19 protein-coding genes are annotated in these 21,527 nt (G+C 69.7%); 5 read left to right on the top strand and 14 right to left on the bottom strand.

Annotated features, from left to right (window positions below; translation table 11 throughout):
* Positions 1 to 21: 21 nt before the first annotated feature.
* Genes SPR02S_RS21885 through SPR02S_RS21860 form a run of 6 tightly spaced genes read right to left on the bottom strand, consistent with a single transcriptional unit; the run spans position 22 to position 6,584 of the window.
* Complete coding sequence (locus tag SPR02S_RS21885; RefSeq protein ID WP_019059139.1) at positions 22 to 1,317, bottom strand: amidohydrolase; 1,296 nt, start codon at positions 1,315 to 1,317, stop codon at positions 22 to 24.
* On the bottom strand, positions 1,314 to 2,072 hold the full coding sequence (locus SPR02S_RS21880; protein WP_019059138.1) for a nucleoside phosphorylase: 759 nt from the start codon (positions 2,070 to 2,072) through the stop codon (positions 1,314 to 1,316). Before SPR02S_RS21880 ends, SPR02S_RS21885 begins: the two co-directional genes overlap by 4 nt.
* Positions 2,069 to 2,941 carry an ABC transporter permease gene (locus SPR02S_RS21875; RefSeq protein WP_019059137.1) on the bottom strand — a complete coding sequence of 291 codons (873 nt, stop codon included), beginning with the start codon at positions 2,939 to 2,941 and terminating at the stop codon, positions 2,069 to 2,071. Before SPR02S_RS21875 ends, SPR02S_RS21880 begins: the two co-directional genes overlap by 4 nt.
* Positions 2,941 to 4,026 (bottom strand): ABC transporter permease, encoded by a 1,086-nt coding sequence (locus SPR02S_RS21870; protein ID WP_052347025.1) that lies wholly within the window; start codon positions 4,024 to 4,026, stop codon positions 2,941 to 2,943. The genes SPR02S_RS21875 and SPR02S_RS21870 overlap by 1 nt, the downstream gene beginning before the upstream one ends.
* Before the next feature lies 1 nt (position 4,027).
* Positions 4,028 to 5,551 (bottom strand): ABC transporter ATP-binding protein, encoded by a 1,524-nt coding sequence (locus SPR02S_RS21865; protein WP_019059135.1) that lies wholly within the window; start codon positions 5,549 to 5,551, stop codon positions 4,028 to 4,030.
* Positions 5,532 to 6,584, bottom strand: a complete 1,053-nt coding sequence (locus SPR02S_RS21860; protein WP_019059134.1) for a BMP family ABC transporter substrate-binding protein — start codon at positions 6,582 to 6,584, stop codon at positions 5,532 to 5,534. The genes SPR02S_RS21865 and SPR02S_RS21860 overlap by 20 nt, the downstream gene beginning before the upstream one ends.
* 309 nt (positions 6,585 to 6,893) lie before the next feature.
* Here SPR02S_RS21860 and mtnA point away from each other — a divergent pair, with 309 nt between their 5' ends.
* The gene (gene mtnA, locus SPR02S_RS21855) at positions 6,894 to 7,934 is read left to right on the top strand and encodes an S-methyl-5-thioribose-1-phosphate isomerase (RefSeq protein ID WP_019059133.1); all 1,041 of its coding nucleotides are present in this window, start codon (positions 6,894 to 6,896) and stop codon (positions 7,932 to 7,934) included.
* A gap of 97 nt (positions 7,935 to 8,031) precedes the next feature.
* Here the strand turns inward: mtnA and mtnB are convergent, their stop codons facing one another.
* The 3 genes from mtnB to SPR02S_RS21840 are packed head-to-tail and all read right to left on the bottom strand — an operon-like array spanning position 8,032 to position 9,970.
* Positions 8,032 to 8,652, bottom strand: a complete 621-nt coding sequence (gene mtnB / locus SPR02S_RS21850; RefSeq protein WP_019059132.1) for a methylthioribulose 1-phosphate dehydratase — start codon at positions 8,650 to 8,652, stop codon at positions 8,032 to 8,034.
* Positions 8,649 to 9,374 carry an acireductone synthase gene (gene mtnC / locus SPR02S_RS21845; protein WP_019059131.1) on the bottom strand — a complete coding sequence of 242 codons (726 nt, stop codon included), beginning with the start codon at positions 9,372 to 9,374 and terminating at the stop codon, positions 8,649 to 8,651. The genes mtnB and mtnC overlap by 4 nt, the downstream gene beginning before the upstream one ends.
* Positions 9,371 to 9,970, bottom strand: a complete 600-nt coding sequence (locus SPR02S_RS21840; RefSeq protein ID WP_019059130.1) for a 1,2-dihydroxy-3-keto-5-methylthiopentene dioxygenase — start codon at positions 9,968 to 9,970, stop codon at positions 9,371 to 9,373. Before SPR02S_RS21840 ends, mtnC begins: the two co-directional genes overlap by 4 nt.
* A gap of 541 nt (positions 9,971 to 10,511) precedes the next feature.
* Between SPR02S_RS21840 and SPR02S_RS21835 the strand changes: the two genes are divergently transcribed.
* The 4 genes from SPR02S_RS21835 to mtnK are packed head-to-tail and all read left to right on the top strand — an operon-like array spanning position 10,512 to position 15,395.
* Positions 10,512 to 11,609 carry a substrate-binding domain-containing protein gene (locus tag SPR02S_RS21835; RefSeq protein ID WP_019059129.1) on the top strand — a complete coding sequence of 366 codons (1,098 nt, stop codon included), beginning with the start codon at positions 10,512 to 10,514 and terminating at the stop codon, positions 11,607 to 11,609.
* Entirely contained in the window at positions 11,596 to 13,140 is a 1,545-nt protein-coding gene (locus SPR02S_RS21830; protein WP_019059128.1) for a sugar ABC transporter ATP-binding protein, read from the top strand. The genes SPR02S_RS21835 and SPR02S_RS21830 overlap by 14 nt, the downstream gene beginning before the upstream one ends.
* A gap of 25 nt (positions 13,141 to 13,165) precedes the next feature.
* Positions 13,166 to 14,212: an ABC transporter permease gene (locus SPR02S_RS21825; RefSeq protein WP_019059127.1), complete on the top strand. Its 1,047-nt coding sequence runs from the start codon at positions 13,166 to 13,168 to the stop codon at positions 14,210 to 14,212.
* Between the two features lie 22 nt (positions 14,213 to 14,234).
* The gene (mtnK, locus tag SPR02S_RS21820; protein WP_019059126.1) at positions 14,235 to 15,395 is read left to right on the top strand and encodes an S-methyl-5-thioribose kinase; all 1,161 of its coding nucleotides are present in this window, start codon (positions 14,235 to 14,237) and stop codon (positions 15,393 to 15,395) included.
* Here mtnK and SPR02S_RS21815 read toward each other — a convergent pair.
* The 5 genes from SPR02S_RS21815 to SPR02S_RS21795 form a co-directional block, all read right to left on the bottom strand.
* On the bottom strand, positions 15,366 to 15,896 hold the full coding sequence (locus tag SPR02S_RS21815) for a hypothetical protein (protein ID WP_026150760.1): 531 nt from the start codon (positions 15,894 to 15,896) through the stop codon (positions 15,366 to 15,368). The genes mtnK and SPR02S_RS21815 overlap by 30 nt on opposite strands.
* Before the next feature lie 132 nt (positions 15,897 to 16,028).
* Positions 16,029 to 17,645, bottom strand: a complete 1,617-nt coding sequence (locus SPR02S_RS21810; protein ID WP_019059124.1) for a glycerol-3-phosphate dehydrogenase/oxidase — start codon at positions 17,643 to 17,645, stop codon at positions 16,029 to 16,031.
* Between the two features lie 9 nt (positions 17,646 to 17,654).
* On the bottom strand, positions 17,655 to 19,193 hold the full coding sequence (gene glpK, locus SPR02S_RS21805) for a glycerol kinase GlpK (protein ID WP_019059123.1): 1,539 nt from the start codon (positions 19,191 to 19,193) through the stop codon (positions 17,655 to 17,657).
* An 83-nt stretch (positions 19,194 to 19,276) separates the two neighbouring features.
* Positions 19,277 to 20,056, bottom strand: a complete 780-nt coding sequence (locus SPR02S_RS21800) for an MIP/aquaporin family protein (protein ID WP_019059122.1) — start codon at positions 20,054 to 20,056, stop codon at positions 19,277 to 19,279.
* A 410-nt stretch (positions 20,057 to 20,466) separates the two neighbouring features.
* On the bottom strand, positions 20,467 to 21,240 hold the full coding sequence (locus SPR02S_RS21795) for an IclR family transcriptional regulator (protein WP_020684194.1): 774 nt from the start codon (positions 21,238 to 21,240) through the stop codon (positions 20,467 to 20,469).
* Positions 21,241 to 21,527: the final 287 nt, after the last annotated feature.

Below are 21,527 nucleotides of genomic sequence, written 5' to 3'. Positions count from 1 at the left end.
AACGGGAGCGATATCCACAGCTCAGGCAAGTGCTTCGAGCTCCGCGAGCACTGCTTCCTCGTCCAGCGTGCCCAGTGTCCGGTTCCGCATCAGCACCCGGCCGTCCACCACCGTGTCCCGTACGTCCGCCGAGTGCGCGGCGTACGCGAGCGTCGACCACGGGTCGTGCAGCGGCCGCAGATGGGGCGCGTTCAGGTCGAGCACCACGAGATCGGCCCGCTTCCCGACCTCCAGCGAACCCAGGTGATCACCCAGGCCCAGCGCCCGCGCGCCCTCGATCGTCGCCATTCGCACGGCCTGTTCGGCACCGACCGCCGTGGGGTCGCCGCCCGCCTTGTGGACGAGAGCCGCCTGCCGTACGGCGCCCAGCACATCGAGCGTGTTGGAGCTGACGGCGCCGTCCGTGCCCAGGCCGACGGTGACGCCCGCGCTCAACAGCCGTGGCACCGGGGCGATTCCGCAGCCCAACTTCAGGTTCGACACCGGACAGTGGGCGACCGACGTGCCCGTGCGGGCCAGCGCCGCGATCTCCGGGCCGGTCAGGTCCACGGCGTGCGCGAGCAGCAGATCGGGACCGAGCAGCCCGAGCGAGTCGAGCAACTCCACAGGCCGTTTGCCGTACTTGACCTCGACGGTGGCGACCTCGGTCGGGTTCTCCGCGGCGTGGATGTGCAGCAGCGCGCCGAACTCCCGTGCCAGGGCGGCGATTTCGACGAGCTGGTCGGGGGCGAGGGTGTAGGTCGAGTGCGCGAACAGGATCGGGCGCAGGCCGGGGCATGCCTCTCCCCGCGCGGCCAAGTCCCTTCGCGCCCAGTCCAGTCGGTCCTCGTAGGCGATACGGTCCGGCGGTTCCGGTACGTCCATGAAGGTGGGCCCGGTGTGCAGTCGCCAGCCCGTCTCACGGGCCGCCTGCTCGGCCGCCTCGTGGAACCAGTACATGTCGAGCGCCGAGGTCACCCCGGCCCGCACGCTCTCCGCCACCGCGAGCCGCACCGCCGCCGCCACGTTCTTCGGCGTCAGCAGCTCGGCCTCCCACTTCAACACCCGCTCCAGGAAGCCCTGGAGGGTCACGTCGTCGACGCGACCGCGCAGCAGCGTCATCGCGAGATGCGTGTGCGTGTTGATCAGCCCGGGCAGCACGAGGCAGCCCGAGGCGTCAATGGACTCCGCCGCTGTGAACCGAGCTGTCACGCCCTCGGTCGTTCCTACGGCGATGATCTCGCCCTCGTGGACGGCAACTGCCCCGTCCCGCACGACAGTTCCGGCCTCGTCGACGGTGAGGACGTCACCGCCGTGCACCAACAGGTCGATGCTCACGCCGTGAACTCCTCGGCCTCGGCGAGCAGTCGGAGCGCCTCCAGCGAGACGATCGCGCCCCGCTCGACCCCGGCCGCGACGACCTCCCGATGCGGGTCGTACCCGCCGGTGGTCTCCGCGTCGACGAGCTCATCGGCGTTGGCGCCGTCGATGACCAGCACCCCGCCCGCGACAAGACCCCGCAGCGAGGCCGTCACCAGCAGCGCCGACAGCTCCATCTCGATCGCCGCGAGCCCGGCGCCGTCGTAGGAGAAGAGGGGGAGGAGGCCGGGCTGGAAGGCTGCGCGCGTCCAGACGATGCCGCGGTGGTGCGGGGCGTCGGTCTCGCGGGCCGCGCGCTGGAGGGCGAAGACGGCCTCGGGGGAGGAGACGGCCGGGTACTCCGGCGGGAGGAGTTGCTGGGTGACGCCGTCGTCCCGTACGGCCGCCTCGGCGATCACGAGGTCGCCGTCGCCGATGCCGGGCTTCATCGCGCCCGCCGTGCCGAAACGCAGGAAGGTGCGGACCCCCGCGTCCGCCAGCTCCTGGAACAGCAGGATCGCGCCCGGTCCGCCCACCCCGTGCGAGGCGACGGTGACCGGCAGGCCCTTCCAACTCCCGCTGAACACACGGTATTCGCGGTGGTACGACACCTCCTCGGCACCGTCCAGCAGCGCGGCGACGGCGGCGGCACGCGCCGGGTCGCCGACGACGACCGCGCGCGCCGGAAGTCCGGTGCGCGGTATGCGGGAGATGGGCAGCAGGTCCTGCGTCATGTGGTGGCTCCGGAAGGGGAGTTGGCGGTACGGCGACGGCGGCGGGCCGTCGAGAGGAAGAGGGCGACGAGCGTCACGACGTAGGGCGCGGCATCTGTGGCCTGTTGGGGCAGGCCGACGCCCTGGAGGCGGAAGCCGGCGGCCTCGGCGAGACCGAAGAGCAGCGCGGCGAGCAGCACACCGACGGGTGCCGCGCGGCCGAGCATCACCGCGACGACGGCGATCCAGCCCCGGCCCGCCGTCATGTTCTCGGAGAACAACGTGACGTTGCCGAGCGCGAGTTGGGCTCCCGCGAGCCCGCACAGGACCCCGGAGATCAGCACCGCCGCGTACTTGTACTTCGCCGGGCTCACCCCGAGCGTCGCCGCCGCGTCCGGCGCCTCACCGACCCCGCGCAGTCGCAGCCCCCACACATGCCGGGACAGCATCAGCGCGGCCACCGCGACCGCGACGAACGCCAGATACGCGAGCGGGGTGAAGCCACCGACCAACGGCAGCCCGGCGAGTGACGGATCGTCGAAAGTGCCCTGCACACCGAAGACCGTACGCAGCAGGAAGCTGGTCAGGCCAACTGCCAGGAGATTCATGGCGATTCCGAGAACCACCGCGTCCCCGCGCAGAGTTACCGCGCCGACGGCCAGGATGAGCGAGTAGGCGGCCGCTGCGAGGGCCGCCGCCAGGACGCCGAGCCAGGCGCTTCCGGTGAACCAACTCGTGGCCACCGACGTGAAGCAGCCCATCAGCATCATGCCTTCGAGGCCGATGTTGAAGACGCCCGCGCGTTCGCACAGGGCACCGCCGAGTGCGGCCAGCAGGATCGGGGTCAGCGCGCGCAGCGCCGACATCAGCAGATCGGAGTCGAAGAACATCACGCGGCCCCGATTTCCTGAGGGCTTTCTTGGGAGGTTGCCTGGGAACGTCTCCTGAACCACCCGCTGGGGAAGCGCAGTCGGGCCGCCAGGAACACGATCACGATGGCCTGGAGCACCTGTGTCAGCTCGCGCGGCACCTCGGTCGTCCGCTCCATCGCCAGCCCGCCGACCGCGAGGACGGCGAAGAAGAAGGAGGCGACGACGGTGCCGAGCGGGGCGGCCGCGGCGAGCAGGGCCGCCGTAAGTCCCGTCCAGGTGTAGCCGGGTGCGGTGAGCGAGCCGTCGACGAAGCGGTACGGGAAGCTCAACACACCTATGGCGCCCACGAGTCCGGCCAGGGCGCCCGAGACGGACATCAACTTGAGGGTCAGGCCCCGGCGTTCGACACCGGCGTAGGCGGCGAAGCGGGAGTTGAGGCCGGTCATGCGGATCTCGTAGCCGAACGCCGTGCGCTTGTCGGTGAACCAGTACGTGGCTGCCGCGAGGACGACGAGGAGGAGTCCGATGGTGACCGTCGAGTCGCCGAACGCGGGCAGTGCCACGCCGTTCGGCATCGCCCGGGTCTGCGGGAGGCTGGAGCCGGGTTCCTTGAGCGGGTAGCGCGCCAGGTAGGAGGCGAGGGAGACCGCCGGGTAGCTGAGCAGGAGGCTGCTGACCAGGAGCGGAACGCCGAGGCTGTTCTCGCACAGGGCGGCCAGGGCAGCGTATGCGGCGCCCGCCGCCATGCCCGCGAGCAGCGCGAGTGCGACGGTGAGGGGCGCGGGCAGCGGCGAGTACAGACCGGTCACGGCCGCCGTGATGCCGCCGAGGACCATCTGTCCGTCGCCGCCGAGGTTGATCAGCCCGGCGCGCAGCGGGATCGCCAGCGCGAGCGCCATGCCGAGCACGCTGGTGCCGGTGCTCAACGTGGAGCCGATGCCGTCGGCGCCGAGCGAGCCGGTGAGGACGGCGCCGTAGGCCGTGAAGGGGTCCGCGCCGGTGCCGACGAGGAACAGGGCGCCGATGACCAGGCCCGCGAGCACGGAGAAGGTGATGGGGGAGCGCAACACCCCTGATATGCGTGGTATCTGAGTGTGCGTCATGTCAGTCGACGGCCTCCGTCGGCGCTACGGCTCCGCCCGCCATGGCGAGTCCCAGTGCCTGTTCGTCCGCCTCGTCCTTCGTGTACGTCGCCGTGACCCGGCCCTCGTACATGACCAGGACCCGGTCCGCGAGGCCCCGGATCTCGCTCAGTTCGGCGGAGACGAGGAGGACGGCGTGACCGGCGTCGCGGTAGGCGACGATCTGGTCGTGGATGTTCTGGATGGCGCCGATGTCGACTCCGCGCGTGGGCTGCTCGACGAGCAACAGCGGTGCCTCGTGGGCGAGTTCGCGACCGATCAGCAGTTTCTGCAGATTGCCGCCGGACAGCGCGGAGGCGGGTACCTCGGGGGTGGCCGCCTTGATGCCGAAGCGCTCGATCAGCCGTCCGGCGTGGGTGCGTACGGTCGCAGGTGGCAGAAGTCCCTTGGCGGACAGGGAGGTTCGGTGGTGACCCATCGCGAGGTTGTCCGCGACGGACGCCGCCGGTGCCGTACCGACCGCGTGCCGGTCCTCCGGGACGTAGGCGAGGCCCTGTGCACGGCGTTCGGTGGCCGAGACGTGGGTGATGTCCCGGCCCTTCAGCGTGACCTGACCGGCGGTGACCGGCCGTAGCCCGGCCAGGGCCTCGACCAGCTCGCTCTGGCCGTTGCCCGCGACGCCCGCGATGCCGACGATCTCCCCGGCGTGGACGGTGAGTCCCACATCGTGGACGGCGTCTGTGGTGAGGCTGGTCACCTCCAAGACCGCGTCACCCGGTGTCCCCGGCGCGTGCACGCGGTCCAGGTCGACCGCGCGGCCGGTCATCGCGGCGGCGATCTCGTCGGCGGAGGTGTCCGCGGTGACCAGGCGGGCGACCACCCGGCCGTCCCGCAGCACGGTCACCTTGTCGCTGCCTTCGAGGACCTCGCGCAGCTTGTGGGTGACAAGGATCACCGTACGACCCTGCGCGGCCAGCGACTTGAGGACCGCGAACAGGGCGTCCGCCTCGGCCGGGGTGAGCACGGCGGTCGGCTCGTCGAGGATGAGGGTACGGGCGCCGCGGTGCAGCAGCTTCAGGATCTCCACGCGCTGGCGCAGGCCGACCGGCAGGTCGCCGACCCGGGCGTCCGGATCGACGGCGAGCCCGTGCTCCTCGGCCAGCTCCCGCACCCGGCGGCGGGCCGCGGCCCGGTCCAGCAGGCCGAAGCGGCGCGGTTCGGCGGCGTAGACGACGTTCTCGGCGACCGTCAGCGAGTCGAACAGCTTGAAGCTCTGGTGGACCATGCCGAGTCCGGCGGCCATGGCCGCGCTCGGGTCGCCGAAGGTCACCTCGCGGCCGTCGATCCGGATCGACCCGGCGTCGGCGCGCTCCATGCCGTAGAGGATCGACATGAGGGTGGACTTGCCGGCGCCGTTCTCGCCCATGAGGGCGTGGATCTCGCCGCGGTGGACGGTCAGGTCGACGGCGTCGTTGGCGAGCGTGCCGGGGAACCGCTTGGTGATTCCCCGGAGCTCGACGGTTGGGTCAACTGGCGGCCGGGTCATCGACCTTGAGCTTTCCGGAGACGATCTGGTCGCGCAGCGCCTTCACCTTCGTGAGGACGTCCTTGTGCTGGGCGATCACGCACTTCGACGAGTCGACGCCCGCCTCAAGGCCGGTGAGGCTGATGCCGCCCTCCTTCAGGCCGTACGACACGGAGGTGCCCGTCTTGCCCGCGAGGACCTGCTCGACGCCCTTCTCCACGGCGACGTCCGTCTTCTTGATCACGTTGTCGACGACCGTGCCGGGGGAGGAGACGCACTGGTTGACGTCGACGCCGTACGCGAACGCGCCCTTGGCCTTCGCGGCCTCGAAGACGCCGTAGTTGCCGGCCGCAGCGGCCGCCATGATCTGGTCGGTGCCCTTCGAGAGAAGGGAGTTGGCCTGCTCCTTGGCGCGCGCCGAGTCGTCGAACGGGGACTGGCCGCCGACGAAGCGCGTCGACGCGGACGTCTTGGCGGCGACCTTCTTGGCACCGGCCGCGAACGGGTCGCTGTAGCGCCGGAATTGGGGCGTGTCGAGCACGTCCACCGCGCCGACCTTGCCGCTCTTGCTGAGCAACCCGGCCTCGGCGCCCGCGAGATAGACACCCTCGTGCTCACGGAACACCGCGCAGGTGACGTTCGTGAACGTCTTCGTCGTGCACGCGTCGATCATCAGGAACTGCTGCTTCGGGTGCGCCTTCGCCTGCTGCGCGACGAGGTCCGCGAACTCGAAGCCGACCAGCACGATCACGTTCGGGCTCGCGTCCACGGCGGCCTGCACGTTCTGCTGCTGGGACGCGGTGTCCGTCGACTCGTAGACCTTCTCGGTCCCGTCGTGCGTCTTCGCCGCGGCCTTCACACCGGTGACGGCGAGCTTCAGGAACTCGTTCTGCCCGACCGCGTCCGGCGTGACCAGCGTGAACGACTTCCCGCTGCCGCCGCTCGCACTGTCCGAGGCGTCGGTCTTCGCGGCGGCGTTGCAGGCGGTGGCGGCGGTGACCATGAGCGTGGTGGCGGCGACGAGCTGCAGGGTGCGACGTGATCTGCGGAGCATGGGGACCTTCCGGGGTACGGCAAGGCGCGCTCCGGCGGGAGCGCGTGCGACCAGATGGTGAGACGGGAGGAGACGAGGAGTGGACGCGAGAGGGACAGGTCAGCGTCGACAGCAGTCGCTCGCGCAGCGGCCGTGATCGAGGAAACGGCGCATGGTCAGCAGCACACGCCCTCCTTCGTCTCGGCCTTCAGGCTGCGGGAGCTGGACTTTAACATTCGTTTTGAGACACCTGCTCGACTGTCTCGAACTGTGGTTCTTCCAGGTCATGTACGGTGTCCGACACCATCGGAACGGCAGGAGTGTCCCGTTATGCCCCAGGAACTTCGCGCGGTCGACTGGACCGGAACCGGTCTCGCGCTCATCGACCAGACCCTCCTCCCGCACCGCAACGAGACGATGACTGTCCACGATGTGGACACCCTGGTCGATGCGATCCAGCGCCTCGTGGTGCGCGGGGCACCCGCGATCGGGGCGGCCGGCGCGTACGGCGTCGCGCTCGCGCTCATCGAGGGCGAGCGGAAGGGCTGGACCGAGGCCGAGACGCGGGCGGCCGTCGCCCGCGTCCGCGAGGCCCGGCCCACCGCGGTCAACCTCATGGCGGGCGTGGACCGGGTCATGACCCGCTTCGACGGGGGCCTGGATGCCGTCCTCGAAGAGGCCGCCGCCGTCCAGCGCGAGGACGTCGCGGGCAACCGCGCGATGGGTGCGTTCGGCGCGGACTGGCTACTCGAAAGGCTCCAACAGGCGGGCGTGGACCGGCCGTTGAGGCTCCTGACGCACTGCAACACGGGCGCGCTGGCCACCGCCGGCTGGGGCACCGCACTCGGCGTCATCCGCGAACTGCACGCGCGTGGGCTGGTGGAGGTCGTCTACGCCGACGAGACGCGCCCCCTGCTCCAGGGATCGCGCCTGACCGCCTGGGAGTTGGTGCAGGAAGGCATCCCGCATTACGTCCAGGTTGACGGTGCCGCCGCAGGAACGATTCTGCGCGGCGAGGTCGACGCGGCCATCGTCGGCGCGGACCGCATCGCGGCCAACGGCGACACCGCGAACAAGGTCGGCACGGTGGGCGTCGCGCTGGCCTGCGCGGACGCGGGGATCCCGTTCCTGGTGGCGGCCCCGACGACCACGGTCGACCTCTCGACCCGGACCGGCGACGACATCCACATCGAACTCCGGGGCGAGGCCGAGGTGTTGGAGTGGTCGGGAGTACGGACGGCTCCGCCGGAGTCGCGCGGCCACAACCCCGCCTTCGACGTGACCCCGGGCCGCCTGGTGACCGGACTGGTCACGGAGCGGGGCGTGTTGGAAGTGTCGGCAGGCGAACTCCCGGGCGAGCGGCTGAAGTAGCGGCGAGTTGAAGTACCGGCGAGCCCCCGCGCCCCATCTTTTTTCTTCTAGGGGCGCGGGGAACTGCGCGACCAGCCCCCACCGGCCCGCGCTTTGACTACCGAGCTTCCCGAGGAGTGCTCAACTCCAACTCCAGCAACCACTCGACCACTTCAGTGTGATGCCGAGCCTGACGCGCATCCGCCCCCCACACATACAACCCATGGCCGGCGACAACAACGGCCGGCATCTGAGGATCCCGAGCCGCCTCCAGCCGATCGCCCAACACCTTCATGTCCTGGCTGTTGGCGATGACCGGCAGCGTCACCTCGACATCGTGCGCAGGCTGACCAACACCCTTGAGCATCTCGACGTCCTGGAACACAATCCCGCCTGGCGCACGCCGCCCCATCGCAACGGACGCCACCGTGTGCACATGGACCACCGCACCGGCCCCGGTCAACGCGGCAACACGGGCATGCAGTTCAGCCTCGGCGGACGGCTTCCCGCCCCGCACGGCCGCACCATCCCCGTCCACCAACACCACGTCGGCGGCCGTCAGTTCACCCTTGTCATGCCCGCTGGCCGTCACCGCCAGCCGCAGCGGATCCCGGCCCACGACGACAGACAAGTTTCCGGAAGTCCCCCTCATCCAGCCGAACGAGGCGAACCGAGCGGACTCGGCGGCGAGTTGAGCCCCCGCCTCCTTCAGGTCGAGGTCACTGATCTCGCTGCTCACGTGGTGCTCCTTGTACTGGTGATGCCGATCTCGTCGAACGCCCCCGCCTGCGCGTGGTCGCCGACGCCTTGCTCGAAATACGGTTCCCCGGGCCGCCGTACACCCACCGCGTGCCAGCCCGCGGCGACGGCCGCGTCCAACTCGCCGGGCCGGTCGGAGAGGAAAAGCAGCCGGGACGGGGCGATGCCGGTCGCGTCCGCGATACGGCGGTACGACTCCGGCTCCTGCTTGGGACCGGCGTTCTCCGTGTCGTAGAGACCGGAGACCAGCGGCAGGAGGTCGCCCTCAGGGCTGGACGTGAACCACGCGCGCTGCGCGGCCACCGAGCCGGACGAGTAGACGTACAGCCGCAGGCCCGCCGTGTGCCAGGCGCGCAGGGCCGGTACGACGTCGTCGTAAAAGTGGGAGACGAGGTCGCCGCGGGCGAAGCCTTCGGACCAGATGATGCCCTGGAGTGTCTTCAGGGGCGTGGCCTTGCGGTCCTCGTCCAGCCAGGTGTTGAGGGTTTTCTCGATCTGTACGGCGTCGGCGTCCACGTCGCCGGTCAGCTCGCGCACCTGCGCGACCGCCCGGGTCACCGCCGGATCGTCGCTCCGCTCGGCGAGCAGTGCGGCGAAGCGTGAGCGGGAGTACGGGTAGAGCACGTCGACGACGAAACCCGTGGCGCTCGTGGTGCCCTCGATGTCGAGCACCACGGCGTCCACGGCGAACTGCAAGGTCACGCGGCGGCCTTGTCCTGCTGGAAGCCCGCGTGGATCGTGTCGTAGTCGGGGAAGCGCGAGGCGATGGTCGAGCCGGTGAAGTTGCCGACCCAGCCGTCCTCCTCGTGGAAGAAGCGGATCGCGGTGAACGCGGGCCTGGTGCCCATGTCGAACCAGTGGGTGGTGCCGCGCGGGACGCCGATCAGGTCGCCCTTCTCGCAGTAGACGGCGTTCACTTCGCCGTTGACGTGCAGGTAGAAGATGCCCGAGCCGGAGACGAAGAAGCGGACCTCGTCATCGTCGTCGTGCGTGTGCTCCTGGAGGAACTTCGCGCGGGCGCCCGCCGCCTTCGCCGGGTACTCCGGGTCGTCGCTGGGGTGCAGGCCGAGCACGTCGACGGTGGTGAAGCCCTCTTCGGCGTTGAGTTTGTCGATCTCCGGGCCGTACGCGGCGAAGACGGTGTCGCTGTCGGCGTCGGCCGGGACGTCCTCGCGGATCGGCCACTGCTCGAAGCGCACGCCGATCGGGGCGAGCGCGGCGGCGATCTCGACGGGGTCGGCGGTACGGCGCACGAGGGTCTCGGGGCCGGACTCGGCCCAGGTGGTGAGCAGCGTCATGGGAACAACTCCGAAAGGTGGGAGGGATGTCCGGATGCTGGGACGAGCACCGGACGGGTGGGGGGAGCAGAAGAAGGGGCGGCGGAGCGACGGCGGCGGACAGCCGGTCAGCCCGGACACCTTGCGCCGGGACAGCACCGCGTGCAGCTCATGGGGGGTGTCGTCGCGCGAAGTGTCTTCATCGGGGCCTCACTGTGCCGGGTCGGGAGCCGGTTCCGTGATGGTAACCGCCGTCGGTGAACGGACCGTGTGTGACGTAGTCGTTGTCTCACTCTTTGAGAAACCGCTTCCATCCCTTTGACCAATGGCCGAAAACGTTCTCATGATCTCCTTATGAAGACGCTGCTGCTCGTGCGGCGGCTGTACGTGGACTTGCTCCGGTCGACCACAGCCAGCTGTCGCTGACCACATCCGGAGCCCCCGCGAGCCCTTGTGCCGTGGGCCCGTCACCCTGCCGTGGTGGCTGATTTCTTTCCCTCGCTCCGGGTCACGCACGCCCGTTCTTCACCCCTTCTGCACCACCTTGCACCAGGAGCCCCTCATGTCCCGTACCCGCGTCCCCCTCGCCGCGCTCTCGCTGGCCTCCGTCTCCGCCCTTCTCCTGGCGGGCTGCTCGCAGTCCACGGACGCCTCGAAGAGCAGCGACGACACCGCGGCCTCGGCCTCGGCCGCCACGGGCAAGAAGCCGGCCCCCTTCAGCAAGGGCACGGTCAAGGTGGCGCTGGTGCGGCAGAGCGGCGCCGGCGACTACTTCGAGCAGTGGGGCAACGGCGCGAAGGCGCAGGCCAAGGCGCTCGGCATCGACCTGACGGTGTACGACGCCCAGGCCGACAACGCCAAGCAGGCCACCGACCTGTCCTCGGCGATCAACTCCGGCGCGCAGGCGATCATCGTCGACCACGGCTTCCCGTCGACGATCCAGCCCGAGATCGACCAGGCCGTGAAGAAGGGCATCAAGGTCGTCGTCTACGACGTCGACCAGACCAACAAGTCCGTGATCAGCACCGAGCAGGACGACGCCAGCATGGCGAAGGCCGTCCTCGACGTGATGGCCAAGACGGTCGGCAAGAACGCCAAGGTCGGCTACGTCAATGTGGCCGGCTACGCGGCGCTCGACAAGCGCAACTCCGTCTGGAAGACCGCGGTCGACGCCAACGGCTGGAAGCAGCAGTTCAAGGTCGGCAAGGTCACCGACTCCACGGCCACGGACAACGTGCCGCTGGTCTCCGCCGCGCTGACCCAACACTCCGACGTGGCGGGCGTGTTCGCCCCCTACGACGAGCTGGCCAAGGGCACCGTCCTCGCCGTGCAGAACAAGAAGCTGCAGAGCAAGGTGAAGGTCTTCGGCGCGGACGTCTCCAACGCGGACATCCAGAACATGACCGCCGCGGGCAGCCCCTGGGTCGCCACGGCGGGCACCGACCCGTCGGCGGTCGGCGCGGCCGTCGTCCGTACGGCGGCACTTGAGCTGGCGGGCCAGTTGAACAAGACCACCGTCGACTTCCCGGCCGTCGCCATCACCCAGGACTTCCTGCGCAAGAACAAGATCGAGAACATGGACCAGCTGCGCGCGGCCCTGCCCGCGCTGAACCTCTCCAAGGTGAGCACCGCGGACTGGATCCCCAATGTCGCCCACTGACAAGGCAGTTGACGTGGCGGCCGTCGACGTCGCGGTCTCGCTCCGCGACGTCAGCATGGCCTTCGGCGGCAAGACGGTGCTGGCCTCCGTCTCGCTCGACATCGCACCGGGCAGCGTGGTCGCGCTGCTCGGCGCCAACGGCGCGGGCAAGTCCACGCTGATCAAGATTCTGTCGGGCGTGCACACGGACCACGGCGGGGAGGTGCGGGTCGCAGGGGAACCCGCAGCTCTCCAATCGCCGCTTGCCGCCCGGAAGTTGGGCATCCAGACGGTCCACCAGCGGATCGGCGAGGGCATCGTGCCCGGCCTCACGGTCGCCGAGAACCTGGTCTTCGAGGAGCTGGCCCAGAAGCGCGGCAACCCGTTCCTGAACGGCCGCCGCGTGCTGGCCCGCGCCCGTGAGATCCAGGCCGGTCTCGAACTGGACTGGAGCGACGCCCTGTTGCGCCGGGACGTCACCGAACTCGGCATCTCCGACCGCCAGTTGCTCATCCTGGCCCGCGCCCTCGCCACCCGCCCCCGGCTGCTCATCCTCGACGAACCGACCTCCGCGCTCTCCGCCACCGAGGCCGAGCGGCTCTTCGCCCTCGTCGAGAGGATGCGCGACGACGGCATCGCGGTCCTCTACGTCTCCCACCGCCTCGGCGAGATCGACGCCCTCGCCGATCGCCTGGTCGTCCTGCGAGACGGCGGTCTCACCGACGACCAGGTCAAGCCCTTCGACTGGGACAGCGCCCTGCGCGCGATGCTCGCCCAGGCCCACGAGGCGACGAGCGCCCGCCCACAGCGCAGCGGCGAGCACGGCGACGTCGTCCTCGGCCTGCACGGCGTCCACCTCTTCGAGGGCCGCGCCCCCCTCGACCTGGACCTGCGCGCCGGTGAAGTCACCGGTGTCGTAGGCCTGTTGGGCGCGGGCAAGACGGAACTCGCCCGAGGCCTCTTCGGCGCCGAACCCTTCCCCACCGGCAAGGTCGAACTCGACGGCAAGCCGTACGCGCCCCGCCGCCCGTCCGACGCGATCCGCGCCGGCGTCCACCTGGTCCCCGAGGACCGGCACGCCGACGCGCTCGTCCCCGGCTGGTCGGTGGCCCAGAACATCTCGCTGCCGTTCCTCAAGTCCCTGTCCCGGGCCGGGCTCGTGAACACGGCGAAGGAGGACGCCCTCGGCCGCGGGACCATCGACGCCCTCGGTGTCGTCGCCCGCGACGAGCACAGCACGGTCGAGGAGCTCTCCGGCGGCAACCAGCAGAAGGTCGTCGTCGGCCGCTGGCTCGCCGAGACCCCCCGCGTCCTCATCCTGGACGAACCGTTCCGAGGCGTGGACATCGGCGCGCGCCGGGACATCGGCCGCAGGGCGCGTGCGCTGGCCGCGGAGGGCGCGGCTGTGCTTGTCCTCTCCGCCGACGTGGACGAGGTCCTGGAGATCGCCGACCGGGTCGTCGTACTGGCGGCGGGCGAGGTCCATCTCGACGCGTACGGAGAAGACGCGGAACGCGACCGCGTGATCCAGACCATCTCGGCGTCCGTGTGATGCCGGCCCCTTCAGGAAGCACCCGATGACCACCACCCAGAGCTCCGAAGCCGCGCCGAAGGCACTGGCCCCGCCCGCCGTCTCCACCGCCGTGCTCGTCCAGAACGCCGTCATCAAGTACGGCTTCATCTTCGTCACGGTCGCGCTCTTCCTGTACTTCGCGCTGAGCGAGGGCTCTTTCCGCGAGTCGGCGACCATGCTCGACACCCTCCGGTACGTCTCCGTCGCCGCGATCCTCGGCCTCGGTGTCACCGTCACCATGGCCGTCGGCGGAATGGACATGTCCGTCGGCGCGGTCGCCGGGCTCGGGGTCACCGTCGCCGCGAAGACGATGGTGACGTACAACCAGGTCGGCACGGTCGCGATCCTCGCCGTGATCGCGGCGGGCGCGCTCGCCGGACTCCTCAACGCCCTACTGATCGTGGTCATGAAGATCCCCGACATGCTGGCCACCCTCGGCACCATGTTCGTCATCCAGGGCACCAAACTCATCCTGGTCGACGGCCAGTCGATCTCCGCCGGCATGACCGAGTCCGACGGCAGCACCGCCCCCGGCAAGTTCACCGCCGGCTTCCTGCGCATCGACCGCGGCACGATGCTCGGCATCCCCATCTCCGTACTGATCTTCGGCGCGCTGACGGTCATCGCCTGGGTCTTCCTGGCCCGCACCCGCTGGGGCCGCGTCCTGTACGCCATCGGCGCCAATCCCGAGGCCTCCCGCCTGGCCGGCATCCGCGTCGGCGCGTACCGGGCCCTCGCCTACGTCCTCTCCGGCGTCCTCGCCTCCATCGGCGGCCTGATCCTGGCGTCCCGGATCGGCCAGGGAGATGTGAGCGCCGGAACGTCGCAGCTGCTGGAGGCAGTTGCCGTAGCCCTCGTCGGCACATCGGTCCTCGGCAGGGGCCGCCCGAACGTCTGGGGCACGGCGCTCGGCGCCGTCCTCATCGGCATCATCACCACCGGTCTGACCATCAAGGGCCTGCCGTACTACACCCAGGACGTCGTCGAGGGCGCGGTCCTCATCCTCGCCCTGGTCTTCAGCTTCACCCTGTCCAAGCGCCGCACCGCATAAGGAAGTTCGAGGAGTTCGTACAATGGGCTACCGCATCCTGGAGACCGACGACATCCCGGCCTACCTGCACGAGCGCGGCCACTGGGCGGACGTGACCGACATCCACGTCCGTGAGGTGTCGGACGGCAACATGAACCGGGTGTTCCTCGCGTCGAACGCCGACGGCAGCCACAGCCTCGCCGTCAAGCAGGCGCTGCCCTGGGTGCGGGTCGCCGGTCCCTCCTGGCCGATGAGCCCCGAGCGCGCCGACGCCGAGGCGCGGGCCTACGAGCAGGTCGCCAAGGTCGCCCCGGACAAGATCCCGGCGATCCACGGCTACGACGCCGACAACTACGCCCTCGTCATGGAGGACATGTCCGACCTGGAGGTCCTGCGCACGGTCCTCAACGAGGGCGCGTCCTACGGCCCGGACGCCTCGGCCCGGATCGGCGAGTTCGTCGCCCAACTCACCTTCGCGACCAGTGACTTCGGCATGGACTCCGCCGACCGCAAGGCGCTGATCGCGGCCTCGGTGAGCCCCGAGCTGTGCAAGATCACCGAGGACGTGGTCCTCTCCGAGCCGTACATCGAGCACGAACACAACCACTGGCTCCCGGAGTTGGCCGACCTGGCCGCTTCCTTCCGCGCGGACGCACGCCTGCGTACAGAGGTCGCCGATCTCCGGTACACGTTCATGACCAGCGCGCAGGCCCTCCTCCACGGCGACCTGCACACCGGCAGCGTCATGGTCGGCAAGCGCGAAGGCGCCCCGGTGGTACGGGTCTTCGACCCCGAGTTCTCCTTCGTCGGCCCGATCGGCTACGACCTCGGCCTGTACTGGGCCAACGTGCTGGTGTCGGAGGAACGGGCCCGTGAGCTGGGCACGTCGACCGACCACGGTGACCAACTCCGGCTCTCCTGGGAGGCGTTCGAGACAGAGTTCCGCCGCCTCTGGCCCACCCGTGTCGACATCTTCTTCGACGACGCCTTCCTCGACCGCTTCCTCTCCCGCGTCTGGACCGACTCGGTCGGCTACGCCGGTACGGAGATCGTCCGCCGCATCATCGGCTTCGCCCACCTGACGGACCTGACGACGCTGCCGGATCCGGTACCGGCGTCTCGGCGCGCGTTGCTGTTGGGGCGTGAACTGATCGTGCGGCGCGAGGAGTTGACGTCACCGGAGCACATCAGGGCGCTTGTCTGACGCCGGGCGGATGACGATGGTGCTGACGGTGCCGTCGCCCCACAGGGTGGTGTTCATCATCATCCGGCCGTCCAGCGCCATCACGGTGAACTCCGGCACGAACCGCTCGCCCATGTAGAACCTCATCCACATCGGCAACGGGCCGTCGTCGCCACCGCCCAGATCCCACTCGTCGAGGAGCCGCACCCGGGCCCAGGCCCACTCGCGGTCCACGTCCTCGGGATCGGCGTAGTCCACCCCGAGCAGGAACTCGCGGTCGTCGTCGAGGAGTTCGTACTCGGTCGCCATCCAGAACCAGGTCTCCCTGACCTCGGCTGCCAGGTCAGGGTCGTCGATGTCGATCGCCGGCGAGTCGATCCGTCCGTGCTCGGGCAGGGCGCCGGCGGGACTGACATAGGGCGGCAGCAGGCGCGGAGGCTCTTCGTTCGAGCGCAGACGGCGAAGGAACAGGATCCCGGCGGGCGCCAGCAGCGCGGCCATCTCGGCATCGGTGATCGTCACCACCGCACGATAGACACGCCCCTGCTTCGGCGCCCCCGAATATCCGGCAAGCCAAAGGGGCGGCTCCCTCGACACGGAACCGCCCCTTTCACGCCGTAACGAATGACGCCGTAGCGAAAACCGTCGTAGCGCCTACTTCTTGTCGAGCAGGTCCTGGACCTTGCTCCGCACCTCGTCCGTGGCCAGACCCCGGATTGTCAGGGTCGTGCGGCGGCGCAGGACGTCGTCCTGGGTCTCGGCCCACTCGTGGTCGCGGGCGTAGACGACCTGGGCCCAGATCTCGGGGGCGTCGGGGTGGACGCGCTGGCCCAACTCCGGGTTCTCGTTGGCGAGTCGGGCGATGTCGAAGGCCAGGGAGCCGTAGTGCGTGGCCAGGTGCTTCGCCGTGTCCGCCGCCATGCGCGGGCCCGGCGCCGGGTTGTCGACCAGGAGGCGGTGGGCGACCGCGCGCGGGTTGGCGACGCCCGGCAGCGGGAGCTTCTTCGGGAGGGAGGAGATCGGCTCGAAGTCCTCGCCCAGCGGGCGGCCGGGCAGCGCCTCCAGCTTCTGCATGACCGTACGGCCGATGTGCCGGAACGTCGTCCACTTGCCGCCCGCGACGGACAGCATGCCGCCCTTGCCCTCGGTCACCACCGTCTCGCGCTTGGCCTTGGCGGTGCTGCCGGGGCCGCCCGGCAGCACGCGGAGGCCCGCGAAGGAGTACGTGATCAGGTCACGGGAGAGCTGCTGGTCGCGGACCGAGAACGCGGCCTCGTCCAGGATCTGGGATATGTCCTTCTCGGTGACCGAGACGTCCGCCGGGTCGCCCTCGTACTCCTCGTCGGTCGTGCCGAGCAGCAGCATGTCCTCCCAGGGGAGGGCGAAGGTGATGCGGTACTTGTCGATGGGGGTCGCCAGCGCGGCCTTCCACGGGGACGTGCGCTTCAGGACCAGGTGCGCGCCCTTGGACAGGCGGATGGAGGGGGCCGCGTTCGGGTCCTCCATCTTGCGCAGGTGGTCGACCCACGGGCCGGTCGCGTTGAGTACCAGGCGGGCGCTCACACCGAACTCGTCGCCGGAGGTGGTGTCGCGCAGCTCCGCGCCGGTCACCCGGCCCTGGGTGAAGCGCAGGCCGGTGACCTGGGCGTGGTTGAGGACGACCGCGCCCGCCTCGACGGCCGCGCGGACCGTCATCAGCGCCATGCGCGCGTCGTTCATCTGGTCGTCGCCGTACACGGCGACGGCCTTGAGGTTCTGGGTGCGCAGCTCGGGCACGTCCTGCGCCGCCTTGGCGGGGGACAGGAGGTGGCCGACGCCGTCGCCGAACGCGGAGAGCGCGGAGTAGGCGAAGACGCCCGCCCCGAGCTTCGCCGCACCGTGCGGACCGCCCTTGTACACGGGCAGGTAGAAGGTGAGCGGGTTCGCCAGGTGAGGAGCCACCTGGCGGGAGACCGCACGGCGTTCGAAGTGGTTCTCCGCCACCAGCTTCACCGCGCCGGTCTGCAGATAGCGCAGACCGCCGTGGAGAAGCTTGGAGGAGGCGGAAGAGGTGGCACCGGCGAAGTCGCCGGCGTCGACCAGGGCCACCCGCAGCCCGGACTGCGCGGCGTGCCAGGCGGTGGAGATGCCCAGGATGCCGCCGCCGATGACGAGGAGGTCGTACGTCGCCTTGGAGAGCTGCTCCCGGGTCTCGGCCCGGCTCGGGTTCGAGCCGGAGGCCGGGTGCGTACCGAGGGCAGGCACGGACTGCAGGGTGGACTTAACGGTCATGTGGGGTTCTTACTCCTCGTCGTCGAGCCAGCCCATGGTCCGCTCCACGGCTTTGAGCCAGCTCTTGTACTCACGGTCGCGCTTCTCCGCGGCCATGTTGGGGGTCCACTCGGCGGCCCGGCGCCAGTTGGCACGCAGGTCGTCGGTGCTGGTCCAGAAGCCGACGGCGAGACCGGCGGCGTAGGCGGCGCCGAGGCAGGTGGTCTCGGCGACCATCGGGCGCACCACGGGGGCGTCCACGAAGTCGGAGAGCGTCTGCATCAGCAGGTTGTTGGAGGTCATGCCGCCGTCGACCTTGATCGCCGCGAGCTCGACGCCGGAGTCCTTCGTCATGGCGTCGGTGATCTCACGGGTCTGCCAGGCCGTGGCCTCCAGGACGGCGCGCGCGAGGTGCGCCTTGGTGACGTACCGGGTCAGACCGGCGATCACACCGCGGGCGTCGGAGCGCCAGTACGGGGCGAACAGACCGGAGAAGGCCGGCACGAAGTAGGCGCCGCCGTTGTCCTCGACCGTGAGCGCGAGCGTCTCGATCTCGGCGGCGGTGGAGATGAGGCCCATCTGGTCGCGCATCCACTGCACCAGCGAACCGGTGACGGCGATCGAACCTTCGAGGGCGTAGACCGCCTTCTGGTCGCCGATGCGGTAACCGACCGTGGTGAGCAGGCCGTTGTACGAGTTGACGGGCTTCTCGCCGGTGTTCATCAGCAGGAAGGTGCCGGTGCCGTACGTCGACTTGGCCTCGCCCTCGGCGAAACAGGTCTGGCCGAACAGGGCCGCCTGCTGGTCGCCGAGCGCGGAGGCGACCGGGATGCCGCCGAGCACGTCGCCGAGGCGGCCGCCGGTGACCTCGCCGTAGACCTCGGCGGAGGAGCGGATCTCGGGCAGCATGTTCAGCGGGACGCCGATGGACTCGGCGATCTTCTCGTCCCACTCCATGGTGTGCAGGTTCATCAGCATGGTGCGGGAGGCGTTGGTGACGTCGGTGACGTGCCTGCCGCCGTTCACACCGCCCGTCAGGTTCCAGATGACCCAGCTGTCCATGGTGCCGAAGAGGATGTCGCCGGCCTCGGCGCGCTCGCGCAGCCCCTCGACGTTGTCGAGCAGCCAGCGGGCCTTGGGTCCGGCGAAGTAGCTCGCCAGCGGCAGGCCGGTCTCGCGGCGGAAGCGGTCCTGGCCGACGTTGCGGCCCAGTTCCTTGCAGAGCGCGTCGGTGCGGGTGTCCTGCCAGACGATGGCGTTGTGGACGGGCTCACCGGTGTTCTTGTCCCAGAGGAGAGTCGTCTCGCGCTGGTTGGTGATGCCGATGGCCTTGATGTCGTCGCGGGTGATCCCGGCCTTCTCGATGGCGGAGGCGACGACTTCCTGGACGTTGGTCCAGATCTCGGTGGCGTTGTGCTCGACCCAGCCCGGCTTCGGGAAGATCTGCTCGTGCTCCTTCTGGTCGACGGAGACGATACGGCCGTCCCGGTCGAAGACGATGCAGCGGCTGGAGGTCGTGCCCTGGTCGATGGCCGCGATGAACGGTCCGGCGGTGTGCGCGTCGGTCACTGTGTGCTCCTGAGGGGTTCCGTGGTCATGAGGACTGGTTCTACTGCTGCTTCAGTGCTCGGAGTTCCGGTTCTCATCCGGTTCTAAGCAAAGGCGAGGTTGTAGATACCCGCAGCGATCGCGCCGCCGATCAGCGGACCGACGACCGGGATCCAGGCGTAGCTCCAGTCGGAACCGCCCTTGTTCGGCAGCGGCAGGAGCGCGTGCACGATGCGCGGGCCCAGGTCACGGGCCGGGTTGATCGCGTAACCGGTCGGGCCGCCGAGCGACAGACCGATGGAGACGACCACGAACGCGGTGATCAGGGCGCCCAGGGTGCCGAGACCGTTGCCGTTGGCGTTCAGACCCTGCGTCAGGATGGCGAGGATCAGGACGACGGTGCCGATGATCTCCGTGGCGAGGTTCTGCACCACGTTGCGGACCTCGGGACCGGTGGAGAAGATGCCCAGGACCGGGCCCGCGCCCTTCTCCTCGGCCTCCACGGACTTGGCCGTCGGCTCGCCGACGATCTCCTTGTCCGTGAGATGGGCCTGGAACTGGCCGTAGTAGGCCACCCAGACCAGGGTCGCGCCGATCATGGCGCCGAGCAGCTGCCCGGCCCAGTAGATCGGGACGTTGTCCCAGCCACCGTCCTTGATCGCGAGTGCGAGCGTCACGGCCGGGTTGAGGTGGGCACCGGAGAGCGGTGCCGAGATGTACACGGCCGTCATGACGGCGAAACCCCACCCGAAGGCGATGGCGAGCCAGCCGGCGTTACGGGCCTTGGAGGCCTTCAGCGTGACGGCGGCGCAGACGCCACCGCCCAGCAGGATGAGCACGGCGGTACCTATGGTCTCGCCGATGAAGATGTCGGAGCTGGACACCCGCGACTCCTTTGTCCTTCGTCCAGGGAAGCCGAACCCCGGGTCCCGCCGGGGGTTCGTGCGCCCTCGGGGGTGAGAGCGATGCCGGCCTTTGGCGTTGCCACACTCTAGCGCGTATTGCCGGTAGGTGTTCGACAATGCCGACCGATGGACGGGAGTCTTGCTCCGGTGTTACAGGCGCGTCAAGAGTGCTGTTATCGAAAACACGATCGTTATTGATTGCTGTGGGCTATCGATCGCGTGATCGATGCGGACGGCAGTCAGGTGGACACCGTGTGTGGTGATTTGGCGTTTTGGCCGACTTTGTCGTCAAGGGTACGACTAAGACCGGAACGCCCCCCTGGGGCGTTCCGGTCTTTTTGCTGTGAATCCGGTGGGGTCCCGGTTGGGTCCGCTGGGGTCCGGCGGGGTCAGAACCGCCCGGCGCCCAGATCCCGCGACACCGCGCGGGCGCAGTCCCGTACCGCGGCGATCAGCTCGGGGCGCAGCGCACCCTCCTCGTCCGACCGGCACAGCCGCTCCACGGCCCCGGTGATGCCGACCGCGCCGACCGGCATGCGCCGCCGGTCGTGGATGGGGGCGGCGATGGACGCGACGCCCTCCCAGGTCTCCTCGACGTCGGCCGCGTACCCACGCGCGCGCGTGACGTCGAGGATGTGCTCGAAGTCGGCGAGCTCGGACACCGTGCGGTCGGTGAAGGGCTTGCGGTCGGCCTCCAGGGCCTCGCTGTGCGCGACCGGGTCGAAGGCCGACAGCACCTTGCCCAGGGCCGTCGAGTGCAGCGGCTGCATGGCCCCGATCTCCAGGACCTGCCGGCTGTCGTCGGGGCGGAAGACGTGGTGCACGATCAGGACGCCGTGCTGATGCAGCACTCCCAGGTGCACGCTTTCGCCGCTGGAGCGGGCCAGGTCGTCCGTCCACACCAGGGCGCGGGCCCGCAGCTCGTGGACGTCGAGGTAGGTGGTGCCCAGGCGCAGCAGTTCGGCGCCGAGCTGATAGCGCCCGGAGACGTCGTCCTGCTCGACGAAGCCCTCCTGCTGGAGGGTGCGCAGGATGCCGTGGGCCGTGCCCTTGGCGAGACCGAGCGACGAGGCGATGTCCGAGAGGCCGAGCCGTCGCTCGCCGCCCGCGAGCAGGCGCAGCATCGCGGCCGCCCGTTCGAGCGACTGGATGTTCCGTGCCATCGCCGTACTGCCTCCGTCCCGTTCGACCGTCGACGCGCGACGTCGCTGCCGCCGTTCGGCAATGTCGAACACTACCGGTCCATGCCGACCTCCCGCTAATGGTCGGCTGATTCCGGTCACGTCTCCTGTTGCGCCACTTGTCGCGAGAACCTAGACGGCGTCGACCCGCCCGTCACCTCGGTCCGCCGCTCCGTCACCCCGGTCCGTCCCATGGACGCTTCAAGCACGCTCCCGCCCGACCCCGTTACGCTGGCGACGTGCACGCTCCCCGGGGAGTTCCGTGAGAG

This window comes from Streptomyces prunicolor NBRC 13075 (genome assembly GCF_000367365.1).
Taxonomy (GTDB): domain Bacteria; phylum Actinomycetota; class Actinomycetes; order Streptomycetales; family Streptomycetaceae; genus Streptomyces; species Streptomyces prunicolor.
The sequence above is the reverse complement of the archived record's forward strand: the minus strand, read 5'-3'. Positions and strand labels throughout refer to the sequence as shown.

Excerpts from the sequence above, each read along its gene's own strand:
- SPR02S_RS21880 (WP_019059138.1), bottom strand. The coding sequence starts at position 2,072 with ATGACGCAGGACCTGCTGCCCATCTCCCGCATACCGCGCACCGGACTT.
- SPR02S_RS21875 (WP_019059137.1), bottom strand. The coding sequence starts at position 2,941 with ATGTTCTTCGACTCCGATCTGCTGATGTCGGCGCTGCGCGCGCTGACC.
- SPR02S_RS21870 (WP_052347025.1), bottom strand. The coding sequence starts at position 4,026 with ATGACGCACACTCAGATACCACGCATATCAGGGGTGTTGCGCTCCCCC.
- SPR02S_RS21865 (WP_019059135.1), bottom strand. The coding sequence starts at position 5,551 with ATGACCCGGCCGCCAGTTGACCCAACCGTCGAGCTCCGGGGAATCACC.
- SPR02S_RS21860 (WP_019059134.1), bottom strand. The coding sequence starts at position 6,584 with ATGCTCCGCAGATCACGTCGCACCCTGCAGCTCGTCGCCGCCACCACG.
- mtnA (WP_019059133.1), top strand. The coding sequence starts at position 6,894 with ATGCCCCAGGAACTTCGCGCGGTCGACTGGACCGGAACCGGTCTCGCG.
- SPR02S_RS21840 (WP_019059130.1), bottom strand. The coding sequence starts at position 9,970 with ATGACGCTGCTCACCACCTGGGCCGAGTCCGGCCCCGAGACCCTCGTG.
- SPR02S_RS21835 (WP_019059129.1), top strand. The coding sequence starts at position 10,512 with ATGTCCCGTACCCGCGTCCCCCTCGCCGCGCTCTCGCTGGCCTCCGTC.
- SPR02S_RS21830 (WP_019059128.1), top strand. The coding sequence starts at position 11,596 with ATGTCGCCCACTGACAAGGCAGTTGACGTGGCGGCCGTCGACGTCGCG.
- SPR02S_RS21825 (WP_019059127.1), top strand. The coding sequence starts at position 13,166 with ATGACCACCACCCAGAGCTCCGAAGCCGCGCCGAAGGCACTGGCCCCG.
- mtnK (WP_019059126.1), top strand. The coding sequence starts at position 14,235 with ATGGGCTACCGCATCCTGGAGACCGACGACATCCCGGCCTACCTGCAC.
- SPR02S_RS21810 (WP_019059124.1), bottom strand. The coding sequence starts at position 17,645 with ATGACCGTTAAGTCCACCCTGCAGTCCGTGCCTGCCCTCGGTACGCAC.
- SPR02S_RS21795 (WP_020684194.1), bottom strand. The coding sequence starts at position 21,240 with ATGGCACGGAACATCCAGTCGCTCGAACGGGCGGCCGCGATGCTGCGC.